The sequence below is a fragment of the Actinoplanes sp. NPDC051633 genome (genome assembly GCF_040681735.1).
GTDB lineage: Bacteria > Actinomycetota > Actinomycetes > Mycobacteriales > Micromonosporaceae > Actinoplanes.
In genome coordinates, this window is record NZ_JBFAZH010000112.1 from 1 (window position 1) to 11777 (window position 11777).

17 protein-coding genes and 1 pseudogene are annotated in these 11777 nt (G+C 71.3%); 14 read left to right on the forward strand and 4 right to left on the reverse strand.

The window, feature by feature from the left end; translation table 11 throughout:
* The first annotated feature begins 152 nt into the window (after window positions 1–152).
* Genes AB0M20_RS09575 through AB0M20_RS09585 form a run of 3 tightly spaced genes read left to right on the forward strand, consistent with a single transcriptional unit; the run spans window position 153 to window position 1806 of the window.
* Complete coding sequence (locus AB0M20_RS09575; RefSeq protein WP_364296282.1) at window positions 153–317, forward strand: hypothetical protein; 165 nt, start codon at window positions 153–155, stop codon at window positions 315–317.
* A gap of 10 nt (window positions 318–327) precedes the next feature.
* Window positions 328–1044, forward strand: a complete 717-nt coding sequence (locus AB0M20_RS09580; RefSeq protein ID WP_364296284.1) for a GAF and ANTAR domain-containing protein — start codon at window positions 328–330, stop codon at window positions 1042–1044.
* A 21-nt stretch (window positions 1045–1065) separates the two neighbouring features.
* On the forward strand, window positions 1066–1806 hold the full coding sequence (locus AB0M20_RS09585; protein ID WP_364296286.1) for a GAF domain-containing protein: 741 nt from the start codon (window positions 1066–1068) through the stop codon (window positions 1804–1806).
* Here AB0M20_RS09585 and AB0M20_RS09590 read toward each other — a convergent pair.
* Window positions 1790–2746, reverse strand: coding sequence for a Ppx/GppA family phosphatase (locus tag AB0M20_RS09590; RefSeq protein ID WP_364296288.1), 957 nt, complete (start codon window positions 2744–2746; stop codon window positions 1790–1792). The two genes, AB0M20_RS09585 and AB0M20_RS09590, sit on opposite strands and share 17 nt — an antisense overlap.
* A 130-nt stretch (window positions 2747–2876) precedes the next feature.
* On the opposite strand from AB0M20_RS09590, the gene AB0M20_RS09595 reads away from it, so the two are divergent.
* From AB0M20_RS09595 to AB0M20_RS09630, 8 genes and pseudogenes are all read left to right on the forward strand, one after another.
* Window positions 2877–3221 (forward strand): metalloregulator ArsR/SmtB family transcription factor, encoded by a 345-nt coding sequence (locus tag AB0M20_RS09595; RefSeq protein ID WP_364296290.1) that lies wholly within the window; start codon window positions 2877–2879, stop codon window positions 3219–3221.
* Window positions 3218–3862, forward strand: a complete 645-nt coding sequence (locus AB0M20_RS09600; protein ID WP_364296292.1) for a dihydrofolate reductase family protein — start codon at window positions 3218–3220, stop codon at window positions 3860–3862. Before AB0M20_RS09595 ends, AB0M20_RS09600 begins: the two co-directional genes overlap by 4 nt.
* 9 nt (window positions 3863–3871) lie before the next feature.
* Window positions 3872–4333 (forward strand): SRPBCC domain-containing protein, encoded by a 462-nt coding sequence (locus AB0M20_RS09605; RefSeq protein ID WP_364296294.1) that lies wholly within the window; start codon window positions 3872–3874, stop codon window positions 4331–4333.
* Window positions 4334–4556: 223 nt separating this feature from the next.
* Window positions 4557–4877 carry a hypothetical protein gene (locus AB0M20_RS09610; RefSeq protein ID WP_364296296.1) on the forward strand — a complete coding sequence of 107 codons (321 nt, stop codon included), beginning with the start codon at window positions 4557–4559 and terminating at the stop codon, window positions 4875–4877.
* A 65-nt stretch (window positions 4878–4942) separates the two neighbouring features.
* A complete protein-coding gene (locus tag AB0M20_RS09615; protein WP_364296298.1) occupies window positions 4943–5104 on the forward strand; it encodes a hypothetical protein in 162 nt (53 codons plus the stop codon).
* Between the two features lie 110 nt (window positions 5105–5214).
* Window positions 5215–6291 (forward strand): annotated as a pseudogene (locus tag AB0M20_RS09620) (FAD-dependent oxidoreductase); the annotation flags it as partial.
* A 90-nt stretch (window positions 6292–6381) separates the two neighbouring features.
* A complete protein-coding gene (locus tag AB0M20_RS09625) occupies window positions 6382–6717 on the forward strand; it encodes a Rieske 2Fe-2S domain-containing protein (RefSeq protein ID WP_364296314.1) in 336 nt (111 codons plus the stop codon).
* A 103-nt stretch (window positions 6718–6820) separates the two neighbouring features.
* Entirely contained in the window at window positions 6821–7162 is a 342-nt protein-coding gene (locus AB0M20_RS09630) for an STAS domain-containing protein (RefSeq protein ID WP_364296300.1), read from the forward strand.
* Window positions 7163–7184: 22 nt separating this feature from the next.
* On the opposite strand, the gene AB0M20_RS09635 is transcribed toward AB0M20_RS09630, so the two are convergent.
* The gene (locus tag AB0M20_RS09635; protein WP_364296302.1) at window positions 7185–8090 is read right to left on the reverse strand and encodes a LysR family transcriptional regulator; all 906 of its coding nucleotides are present in this window, start codon (window positions 8088–8090) and stop codon (window positions 7185–7187) included.
* Window positions 8091–8187: 97 nt separating this feature from the next.
* Between AB0M20_RS09635 and AB0M20_RS09640 the strand changes: the two genes are divergently transcribed.
* Both AB0M20_RS09640 and AB0M20_RS09645 read left to right on the forward strand, forming a co-directional pair.
* Window positions 8188–8544 carry a DoxX family protein gene (locus tag AB0M20_RS09640; RefSeq protein WP_364296304.1) on the forward strand — a complete coding sequence of 119 codons (357 nt, stop codon included), beginning with the start codon at window positions 8188–8190 and terminating at the stop codon, window positions 8542–8544.
* A gap of 93 nt (window positions 8545–8637) precedes the next feature.
* Window positions 8638–9369 (forward strand): hypothetical protein, encoded by a 732-nt coding sequence (locus tag AB0M20_RS09645; protein ID WP_364296306.1) that lies wholly within the window; start codon window positions 8638–8640, stop codon window positions 9367–9369.
* A 4-nt stretch (window positions 9370–9373) separates the two neighbouring features.
* On the opposite strand, the gene AB0M20_RS09650 is transcribed toward AB0M20_RS09645, so the two are convergent.
* A complete protein-coding gene (locus tag AB0M20_RS09650) occupies window positions 9374–9721 on the reverse strand; it encodes a VOC family protein (RefSeq protein WP_364296308.1) in 348 nt (115 codons plus the stop codon).
* Window positions 9722–9836: 115 nt separating this feature from the next.
* Here AB0M20_RS09650 and AB0M20_RS09655 point away from each other — a divergent pair, with 115 nt between their 5' ends.
* Window positions 9837–10580 (forward strand): alpha/beta hydrolase-fold protein, encoded by a 744-nt coding sequence (locus AB0M20_RS09655; RefSeq protein ID WP_364296310.1) that lies wholly within the window; start codon window positions 9837–9839, stop codon window positions 10578–10580.
* Window positions 10581–10594: 14 nt separating this feature from the next.
* On the opposite strand, the gene AB0M20_RS09660 is transcribed toward AB0M20_RS09655, so the two are convergent.
* Window positions 10595–11777, reverse strand: a 1183-nt coding sequence (locus AB0M20_RS09660) for a M20/M25/M40 family metallo-hydrolase (protein WP_364296312.1), incomplete at its 5' end; no start/stop codon positions are given.

The following is an 11777-nucleotide window of genomic DNA, read 5'->3' on the forward strand; positions in this document are numbered from 1 at the left end:
ATGCAGCCGGGACCTCCACAGGGCCGTGCTGCTTCCGGCCGCTGAGCCTTCGGCAAGGGCGGAGAACCCGGGCCCCTCCGGGGCCGTGCCGCTACCGGCCGCTGAGCCTCCGGCAAGGGCGGAGAACCCGGGCCCCTCCGGGGCGCGTCAACTTGTTTCGATTCGCCCGGATCGGGAATGCAGGCCCGGAGCCGTGGACGGAGGAGCAAGCCGAGGCCGTCGCCGCCTATGCGGACCTCATCGCGGGCCTGCTCCGGCTCGCCACACCCTCCGGCGACGGCCTCGCCGGGCCGGCGAGACCCCCGAACGGCGAGTGAGGAGAGGTCCATGGCGAACATCGACTCCAAGGCGCTGGCCGACAGTCTCGGGCATCTGCGAGGCACCGCCGGCCACGACATCGTCGCCGCCGTCGACCAGGCGGTGCACGCTTGCGCGGCGCTGTTCCGGGTCAACGGCAGCGGCCTGATGATCGCCGACGAGCAGAACGACCTGCACTACATCGCCGCCAGCGACGGGCCCAGCCATTTCATGGAGGAGGTGCAGAGCGAGTCCGGTGAGGGCCCGTGCGTCGATGCGTTCGTCACCAACGACATCGTGGCGACCGACGACCTCCGTTCCGACGGCCGATGGCCCGCGATCACAGACTCGCTGACCCGGCACAACGTCGTCGCCATGCTGGGCTGCCCGCTGCGTCTGCGCGGTGTGCCGGTCGGCACCATCGACGTCTACATCGACCATCCGCACAGCTGGGACGAGTCGGAACGGGCGGCCCTGGCGAGCTACAGCGACGTCATCGAGGCCACGCTGAGCGCGTCCATGGCCGCGCAGAGCGCCGGCGAGGTGGCCGGTCAACTGCAGTACGCCCTCGACTACCGGGTGGTCATCGAACGCGCCGTCGGTTTTCTGATGGCGCAACGCCGGCTCGACTCGGTGGCCGCCTTCACCGTGTTGCGCCGCAGCGCCCGCGACCAGCGCCGCAAGATCGGGGATGTGGCGCAGGAACTACTCGACACCGGGAGGCTCGCCGACAGGACGAGCCGGTAGGCAGACGTCAGCAGGAGAGACATGGCATCGTCTCCGCGCCCCACGGGCTCCGATCCGCCGGCGAACGGCGCCCTGGCCACCGCCTTGACCGCCCTGGCGGCCACTCCGGAACACCTGCCCGGCGTTCATGGGCAGCTGGTGACCATCGCGAGGCTGACCGCGGATCGAGTGGCCGCCGCGCGGTACGCGTCGATCACCGCCCTTCGCGGCAGCACGTATATCACGGTGGCGGTCAGCGACGATCTGATCCGGGCTGTCGACGAGGCGCAGTACGCCGACAACGCCGGCCCGTGCCTCGAGTCCCTCGCCGAAGGGCGGCCGGTGGGCGTGCCCGATGTCGATCTCACCGTGCAATGGCCCGGCTTCCACCAGCAGGCGCCACGGATGGGCCTGCACGCGTCGGTGTCCGTGCCGCTGCACGCCGGACGTGGCGACGCCATCGCTGTCCTCAACGTCTACAGTCACGACCGGGTGGCGATGGCACCGCTGATCGCGGGGATCTGTTCGGTGCACGGGCATCCGGCCGGGGAAATCATCGACGAGATCCATCTGTCCGGGCTGGACGCCGGCGGCCAGGAACTGGTGGCCGGCTATGCAGCGGCCCTGAGCATCCGGGCCGACGTGCGGCTCGCGGTCGAGCTCATCAGGAACGGCTACCGCTGCAGCGCGGACGACGCGTACCTGAGCCTGTGCATCCGCGCGGCGCAAGCCGGCACCAACCTCGCCGAAGCCGCTTCGGCGCTCATCAGCCGCGGACTCTGACCCACGTCGATCGCGCTACCTCATACTCGGCCGGGCACACCCGCGCCAGCAGAATGCCCTCGCGCAGGCCCCACGGGCAGACCCGCGTCTCGTCGATGTCCAGGGCGCGCATCAGCTCGTAGGCGACGATCGCCCCGGCCAGCACCTGGCGCGCCCGGTGCGTCGACACCCCGGGCATGCGTGCCCGGCGTGCCGCGGGCATCGCGGCGAGCCGATCGATCCACGGCCGCAATGCCCGTCGCCGCAGCCGCTGGTCGACGAACGGCCCGCGCCGCAGCGGGGGCGCGCCGGTTAGCCTGGCCAGCTGCCGCAGGGTCACGGAGGTGGCCACCGTCGTGCGGGCGTCGTACCCGCCGGACCGGGCGGCGATCTGGCGGACCTCCGCGCGGACGTGCCGGCGCAGGTTGCGCACCGCGGCGGGCCGGGGCGGGTCGGCGTCGCCGAGGAACTCCCGGGTCAACCTGCCCGCGCCGAGCGGGACCGACAGCGCCGCGTCGGGCAGTTGGTCCGTGCCCGACGCCACCTCGAGGGTGCCGCCGCCGATGTCGAGCATCAGCAGCGGCCCGGTCCGGCCCAGCCAGCGACGGACCGCCAGGAAGGTCAGCCGCGCCTCGTCGACTCCGGACAACAGACGCAGCCGGATCCCGGTCTCCGATTCCACCGCATCGAGCACCTGACCTCGGTTGGGCGCGTCCCGGACGGCCGCGGTCGCGTACGCGAAGACGTCGTCCACGTCCGCCCGGCCGAGCTCGTCCGCGGCCGCGGCGACGGCCTCGACGAGCCGGTGCCGCCCCTTGGCGGTGATCGTCCCGTCCGGCTTGAGCGTTTCGGCCAGCATGGTTCGCCGTTTCCAGGCGCGCGCCGCGAGCACCCCGCTGCCCGGGTCGGTCACCACCAGGTTCGCGGCGCACGACCCCACATCGAGAACTGCTGCTCGCACGGTTTCAGCGGCCTTTCGTGGACGGGAGGTGATCGTCGGACACGGCACGTCGCATTCCCCGCGTACCCCGGAAGTAACGCCGGCTCCAGCCGGTTGACCAGATTCTGCCCTTTGAGCAATAGTTAGGTACGTGCCTAACTATCATGACGAAGTCGACGCCGTGCTCCGCGCTCTCGCGGATCCGACGCGCCGGGCCGTCGTGGAACGGTTGGCCAAATCCCCAGCCGTCGTGTCCGAGCTCGCGGCGCCGTTCTCGATGGCGTTGCCGTCTCTCATGCAGCACCTGCGCATCCTCGAGAACGCGGGACTGGTCACGTCGCAGAAGCACGGACGCGTCCGCACCGTGAGCCTGCGACCGGGCGCCCTCGACGTCCTGCACCTGTGGCTCGACGATCAGCGCACCCCCGCAGAACGCCAAGCCGACCGGCTGGGCATCCACCTGATCCGCACCAAAGGCGAAGGAAACTTGACATGACCCGCGTTCGCATCGACCTGTTCGTCTCGCTGGACGGCTACACGTCGGCCGGCCAGAGCCCGACAAATCCGATGGGTGACGATTGGGGACGCCTCACCGCGGCCCACGCCGCGACCCGCACGTTCCACGAGCGCGTGTTCGGCGACACCAGCGGCACCGGCACGACCGGCATCGACGACTCCTACGCCGCCGGGCACTTCGAGGGCGTCGGCGCCGAGATCATGGGCGCGGCCATGTTCGGCCTGCATACGTTCCCCGGCGATCCTGACTGGAAGGGCTGGTGGGGCGACCAGCCGCCGTTCGGCACCCCGGTCTACGTCCTCACCCACACCGCACCGCGTCCGTCGATCCCGATGCAGGGCGGCACGACGTTCCACTTCCGCAGCACCGCAATCGAGGACGTGCTCGCCGAGGCGACCGCGGCCGCCGGCGGCCTGGACGTTCGCGTGGGCGGCGGGGTCAGCACCGCGCGCGACTTCCTGCGCGCCGGCCTGGTCGACGACTTGCACGTCATGATCGCCCCGATCGTGCTCGACCGGGGTACCCGGCTTTGGGACGGCCTGCGCGGCCTCGACCTCACCCACAAGGTGACCACGGAAGTGGCCGAGAGCGGCACGACCCACGTCACCTTCACGCGATAGGACCCACGAATGACGATCGAACGCCGACTCGCCCGCGCCGGGTTCACGCTGGCCCGCGACTACCCTGTTCCTCTCGAACGCGTCTGGGACGCATTCGCCGAGGAAGACCAGAAGCTGGCCTGGTGGGGTGCCGGCGACGCCATCGAGCCCGGCGAGTGGGCATTCGACTTCCGCGTCGGCGGACGCGACGTCGCCGAAGGAAAATTCCACGAAGGTCCGGTCTCGCGGTACGAGGCCACGTACACCGACATCGTCGAGCACGTCCGCATCGTCACGACGTACGACATGTGGCTCGACGGGATCCACATGTCGACGTCGGTGGCGTCGCTCGAGTTCGAGCCGATCGACAAGGTCACCCGGTTCACGCACATCGAGCACGGCGTCTTCTTCGACCAGTTCTGGGCCGACGGGCCGAACCGCGAGGGAGGCACCCGGGGCCTGCTCGAGTCTCTGGGCAACTACCTCGCGTGACGCACCACGGGCCCGTGAGGAGCACCCTGCCGGCTTCGGCGGCCGGGCGGGCCTGATTCCCGACGCAAGGGGACCCGTCTCCCCCGCGCGAGGGAGGATCGGCGGCGATCGGCGCGGCAGGCTTCGATGCGCGAAGCACGAAGCACAGCGGGGTGCCGCCGTATGACAGACCACATTGCCGACCAACTGCTTGCGGGCCGCCGCCGGCACATCCGAGCCACCGTTGGCCGGTTCCGTCGTGGTCAGCGGCCTGGCCGCCGCCGCCCCCGTCGGACTCGCCAAGCTCACCGGGTCGGTGGCCGGAGCCGCATCGGGAGGCGTGGCAGCGGCGGTGGTGACGTCGGTGATCCTGGCCCTCCTGCTCCGCAGGCGTGGCGGATCCCTGCTGCGGCACCGTCTGGCCGGCCCCGCCCTGCTGCTCGCCGGCGCCGCCGTGGTTAGCGTCAGCTGGGTGTACCCGGCTCCGGTCACATCGACCCCGAGCCGGTTCCCGGTCTGCAGTGGATCGCCCGGCCGGACGGGTCACGACTCGCCATGCACGTGACCCACGCAGCGGCCGGGACCCGGCCGCCGCTCATCGTTGTGCACGGTGGGCCGGGGGTGGCCGACATGGCCCACGACGCACCCGCCTTCGCCACCCTGGCGACCGACCGGGACATCTACGTCTACGACCGGATCGGCGTGGTGCGGGCCTTCCTGACCGGCGCCCGGCTGCCGCCGCCCGTCGTCGACGGCGCCTCCCCACCGCCCACCTACCGGGGCACCCGATAACCCCCGTGCTCACAGCACGCCGACGTTCGGATCTCCGCAATCGGGGTAGACCGCTCAGGGGCGACGGTGAGGAGCGGCGGATGCCGGCAGCTACGGACGACTCGTACTGGATGGAGTCGACATCGGCGACGGCCTACCCGCCGTTGGCCGGCGACGTGGACGTCGACGTGGTGGTGATCGGTGGTGGTATCGCCGGGCTGTGCACCGCCTGGGAGCTGACCGAGGCCGGCCGGCGCGTCGCGGTGGTGGAGGCGGACCGGATCGCCGCGGGCGTCACGGGCTACACCACGGCGAAGCTGTCCGCGTTGCACACCCTGATCTACGCCAAGCTGCGTAGCTCGTTCGGCCCGGACGCGGCACGGATGTACGCCGAGTCTCAGCAGCAGGCGGTGGAGCGGGTCGCCGCCGTGGCTACCCGGCTGGCCATCGACTGCGACCTGGAACGGGTGCCCGCGTTCACGTACGCCGAGTCGCCCGACCACCTCGACCAGCTTCGCGCCGAAGCCGAAGCCGCCGCGGAGGCCGGACTGGCCGCGTCGTTCGTCACCCGGACCGGCCTGCCGTTCCCGGTGGCCGGCGCCGTCCGGGTGGAGAACCAGGCACAGTTCCACCCCCGTAAGTACCTGCTCGCGCTGGCGGCGGACCTGACGCGCCGCGGCGGCCGGATCTTCGAACGGACCCGCGCGACCGGCCTGAACGAGGGTGATGGCTGCACGGTGAGCACCGAGGGCGGGCACACGCTGACCGCCCGGCAGGTGGTGGTCGCCACCCACTACCCCGTCTTCGACCGGGCGCTGCTGTTCGCCCGCCTGGAACCACGCCGGGAGCTCGTGGTCGCCGCCGCGATCTCCGCCGACCGCGACCCGGGCGGCGTCTACATCACGCCCGAGCAGAACACCCGGTCGGTCCGCACCGCGCCGTACGGCGACGGGCAACGTCTGCTCATCGTCACGGGTGAGCACTTCACGCCCGGCGCCGGTGACGTTGCCGAGCGCTGGGAGCGCCTCGCCGCGTGGACCCGTTCGCAATTTCCCGGCACGGACATCGGCTATCGCTGGGCGACCCAGGACAACACCACGACCGATCAGGTGCCGTTCATCGGCCGCTTCCACCCCGGTGCCAGGAACGTGTACGTCGCCACCGGTTTCGGCGGCTGGGGCATGAGCACGGGCGCGCTGGCCGGTCAACTTCTCGCCGCGTGCATCACCGGCTCGGAGCCGGCGTGGGCGGGCCTGTACGACCCGCGCCGGCTCAACCCGGTGCGGGAGGCGGGTTCGATGGTCAAGCTGCAGGCCAAGGTCGCCGGTCATTTCATCGGTGACCGGTTGCGGCCGTCGCGCGTCGACACGGTCGGCGACGTCGAACCGGGCACCGGCGCCGTCGTCCGGGTGGGCGGCCACCAGTGCGCGGTCTACCGGGACGACACCGGCGACGTCCACGCGGTGTCCGCCCGGTGCACCCACCTGGGCTGCATCGTCAACTTCAACCAGGCCGAAACGGCGTGGGAGTGCCCGTGCCACGGCTCCCGCTTCGGCGTCGACGGCTCCGTCATCCAGGGGCCGGCGAACCGGCCGCTGGAACCCCGCGACGTCTCCACCGGACCGGCGGCGTAGGGCTCCCGGCCAGGCGCATTCCCCGTCCGGCAATCGGACATCTCACAGCCCGGTGCCGTGTCAAGCCGTCGTTGAGGGGTAGCCCGTGCCCGTGGACTTACTGATGTCAACCCGCCCCGGCCGGGCGTGCACCGTGGTGACGGTGCAGGGCGAGGTCGACGTGGACACCGTGCCCATGCTCGAGGACGTTCTGCGGGAGGCCGTGGACGCCGGCGCCCGGCACGTCGTGCTGGATCTCGCCGGGGTGACGTTCATGGATTCCAGCGGGCTGAGCCTGCTGGTGATGTGGCTGAAACGGCTGGATGACATCGGCGGCCGCCTGTGCTTGGCGCACGTGCAGAAACCCGTCCGGGACGTGCTGGTGCTCTCGGCTCTGGATACGGTGCTGGATGTGTACGACACGGTGGAGGCCGCCGAGTACCACATGCCGCCGATGGCTGCCTGACAACAGGGTATGCGGCGCGGGATCAACGTTGTGGTGGCTTGTTGTCCAGGCAGCACCGGATGAAGTCCTGGATGACCGGGTCGGTGTCGGCGGCAGCCGGCCAGGCGATCCCCACCCGGCTGGGGCTGACGTCGGCGACCGGACGATAGGTGATGTCGGGCCGCGCGTAGTAGCGGGCGGCGGACTGCGGGGCCAGCGCGACGCCGTGGCCGTTGGCGATCGCGGTCAGCCAGTCGTCCGGCTGGCCGCTGGTGGTCACGGCGCCGATCCGGACCGGGTGCCCGTCCCGCTCGCCGGTGGCCAGCCACCAGTCGCGCCACCAGCCGGTCTCGGCCGGGGCGGCGACGAACGGCTCCTCCCACAGGTCCCGGAAGGTGAGGCGATCACGCTCGGCCAGCCGGTGGGTGACCGGCAGCGCCACCCATCGGGGCTCGCTGAACAACACCTCGGTGCGCAGCTGGTCCTGGCCGGGGAAGGGCAGCCGCAACAGGGCGACATCGACGTCGCCACCGGCGAGCCCGGCAGTGGGATCGGTCCACGCGGCGGCTCGCATATCCACGCGCCAGCCCGGCCGGCAGCGGGCGAAGGCGGCAAGGATCTGCTGGGTGGCTTCGTTCGCCGCGCCGGCCAGGAATCCGACGCGCAGCACCCGGGCGGCGTGACCGGCCGCACTCTTCGCCTCCCGCAAGACCTGGTCGAACTCCGCAAGCACCGCGGGCACCCGGTCGGCGAGCCTCTGCCCTGCCTCGGTGAGGGCCATCCCCGACCGGGAGCGGACGAACAGCCGCACCGCCAGCTGGCTTTCCAGCTGCCTGATCTGCTTGGTCAGCGCCGGCTGGGACACGAACAGCCGCTCCGCCGCGCGGGTGAGGTTGCCTTCTTCGGCCACGACCGCGAAGTAGCGCAGCAGCCGGGTGTTGACGTCCATGCCATCAGGTTATGGAAACGTGTATTGGCCGCGCAGCGGACACCGCCGTGAAGCTGGACCCGACCGGCAGGGATACCACCCCCGAGGGGACGAGACGGTGTTCACCGCGTACGTCATCATCACCGCCGTCGCGATCGTGGCCAACGCCTCGATCGCGGCCGCCGGCATCGCCCGGGCCGGGTTCGTCCGCGCCAACATGGAGGAGGTGGGCGTGCCGAATTCCTGGCTGGCACCACTCGCGATCCTCAAGGGTGCCGGAGCGGCGGGGCTGTTGCTCGGGCTGCTCGGGCTGCGTCACCTCGGAACCGCAGCGGCGATCGGACTCGTCATCTTCTTCGCCGGTGCCCTCGCCACCCACGTGCGTGCCCGCGTCTTCCACAACATCGCGTTCCCCGGCACCTTTTTCGCGCTGGCCGTCGCGGCTGCCGCCCTGGCGATCGCCAACAGCCCGTGAACTCCTGGGTGTAGTCGCCTTGCCGACGGGTATGCGGGCTGTCGTGACGACGCGAGAGAGGCGGCACCGCGGAGACACTGGCCGGTTGGCGGCATGTGTCCGCTGACCTGGCAGGCCGACACGGGCCCGCAGTCCACACACATCTCCGTCCACGGCACGGCGGACGCGTTCTCCATGCGCAAACTGCAGGCGATGCTGAAGCGCCATCTCGCTCGGCGACCGACCTGCTTGATCCTCGACCTGCCAGACATGTCCGCGTCGGACCGGGTCGTCGTGACCAGTTCGTCTCCATCGGCGGAGTGCGGCACTATGGCGTCGGGCACGACGGTCCTGCTGTGCGCTGACCTCTCCACCGATCTCCTCATGCACCACCATCAGCGTGGCCGAGGTGCAGCGCTCACGCGCCGATTCGCCCGTGCCCGCGAAGTCCTCACCGTTGGACTGCTGAGGTCGCCGTCCTTCGTCGAGCAGCTCCTGCCGATCTCGGGCGCGCCGCGACGCACCCGGGACATCGTCACCCAAGCGTGCCTGGCCTGGGGTCTGACACACCTGACCGGTGCGGCGACGATGCTCGCCAGCGAAATGGTCAGCCGGACCATCCGGCAGGCGTCGACCATCATGACTGTCGTGGCACTACTGGATCGAGATGTCCTCTACCTGTGGGTCCGAGCCAGCAGCGCGCCCGCCGTGGAGCCGCCGGATGAGCGGGCCGCCGCCCTCGAAGCCGTTGTCATCGACACGCTGGCCGATCACTGGGGCCACCTGCGGGACGGCCCCGAGGCGGTGACCTGGGCAGCACTACCGATCCACACCGCGGCGCGGTGACGCCTCAGCGGTGGCTGACGACGTTGACCACCTTGCCGTCCGGGTCGCGGACGAAGAAGCGCCGGACGCCCCACTGCTCGTCGGTGATCGGGTGCACGATCTCGGCACCCGTCGCTTGCACCGCTCGGTAGGCGGCGTCGACGTCGTCGACCTCGACGCTGAGGTCCGGGTTCACGGGGGCCGCTGCATCCTCGGTGATGAGGATGACCTGGGCGGTGGGGTTCGACGGCGAGACCAGGTTGACCACCCAGCCCAGGTTCATCTCCTCGCGGAAGCCGAGAAGCTGGTAGAAGCCGCTGCTCGCGACCGGGTCGGCGGTGGTGATATCGGGCACGGCACGGCGAATGGTCATGCCGGATTCTGGCACGGGAGCCGATCGCGAGCCGATCTCCGCCTTCTTCCGGATCCATCCGAGCAGATCCGGCCGACCTGTCGGAAACTAGGGACGTGAACACGGAAGTCACCTCGTGAATCGGCGGGTCGAGCTGCTGCACTCGCCGGCCATCGGTGCCGCCGGGACGGTGATCGCGTACGGGCACTGGGGGCGGCCGGTGCTGGTGTTCCCGGCCGAGGCGGGGCGGGCGCACGATTTCGAGTCCTGGGGCATGGTCGACGCGGTCGCCGATCTGATCGACGCCGGGCGGGTGAAGGTGTACTGCGTGGACAGCTTCGACGCGCAGTCGTGGTCCAACAAGGGTGCCCCGCTGGAGGAGCGGGCGCATCGGCACAACGCGTACGAGTCGTGGCTGACCGACCAGGTGGTGCCGTGGATCCACGGCGACTGCGGCGGGCCGGCCGACCTCCTGACCACCGGGTGCAGCATGGGGGCCTATCACGCGGCCAACTTCACCCTCAAGTACGGCCACCTGGCGTCGCGAGCCCTGTGCCTGTCCGGCAACTACGACCCGAGTCGGTGGCGGGGCTGGGGCGAGCGGGGCGACGCGACGTACTTCAACAATCCGATGGACTACGTCCCGAACATGGACGGCGACCACCTGAACTGGCTGCGCTCAACGGTGTCCCTGACGCTGGTCTGCGGGCAGGGCATGTGGGAGGACACCACGGGCACGTTGGAGAGCACCCGGGCGTTCGCCGCCGTACTGGCCGACAAGGGCATCCCGCACGAGCTGGACGTGTGGGGTCATGACGTGGCGCATGACTGGCCGTGGTGGAAGCGGCAGTTCGTCCACCACCTGCCCCGGTTCTGCTGAGCGCTGCAGAAGGCTCAGGCCAGGTTCCGCAGCAGCAGCGCCTCGGCGAGACAGGCGCGTTCGAAGTCGTCCAGATGCAGACTCTCATTGGCGCCGTGCGCCCGGGTGTCCGGATCCTCCACGCCGGTGATCAGGATCTCGGCGGCCGGGAACGCCTCGGCCATCGTCGTGACGAACGAGATCGAACCGCCGACGCCGATCTCGACCGGGGTCACTCCCCACGCCTCGGCCAGCGCCGCCCGCGCCACCGCGTAGGCCGGGCCGCCGGTGCGGGCGGCGAACGACTCGACCGCATCGCCCGCCGTGACGGCGACCGAGGCTCCCCAGGGCGCGTGCGCGCGCAGATGCGTGACCAGGGCGTCGCGCGCTGCCCGGCCGTCGTCACCGGGCGCCGTCCGCAGCGAGACCTTGGCCCGCGCGACCGGGACCAGGGTCAGGGCGGCGCCGTCGACGGCCGGTGCGTCGATGCCGACGACGGACACGGCAGGCCCGGCCCACAGCCGGGAGGTCAGGGCGCCGGTGCCGATCAGCCGTACCCCGTCGACCAGGCCCGCGTCGGCCCGCAGCCGCTCGTCGGTGAGGTCCAGCGGGTCCGCCGTGCCCCGGTGCAGGCCGGCGACGGCCACGTCGCCGCGCTCGTCGTGCAGCGTGGCGAGCAGTTGGACGAGGGCGGTCAGCGCGTCCGGGACCGGGCCGCCGTAGACCCCGTTGTGCACCGCGTGCCGCAGCGTGCGCACCTCGACCACGGCGGCGACGCCGCCGCGCAGGGTGGTGGTCAGCGCCGGCACGCCCACCCGCCAGTTCGTCGAGTCGGCGATCACGACCACGTCGGCGGCGAGCCGGTCGCGGTGGTCGTCGAGGATCCGGCGCAGCGTCGGCGAGCCGATCTCCTCCTCACCGTCGACCAGCACGGTCACGCCGACGGCGAGGTCGTCGCCGAGGGCGCGCAGCGCGGCCAGGTGCAGCGCGATGCCGGCCTTGTCGTCGGCCGCGCCACGGCCGAACAACCGGCCGCCGCGCTCCACCGGCTCGAACGGGTCGCTGTGCCAGTCCGCCGGATCGCCGACCGGCTGGACGTCGTGGTGGGCGTAGAGCAGCACGGTCGGTGCCCCGGCCGGCGCGGGCCGCCGGCCGATCACGGCCGGCTGCCCACCCTCGGCCCGGACCACGTTGACCTCCTGGCCCGCCGACGCCAGC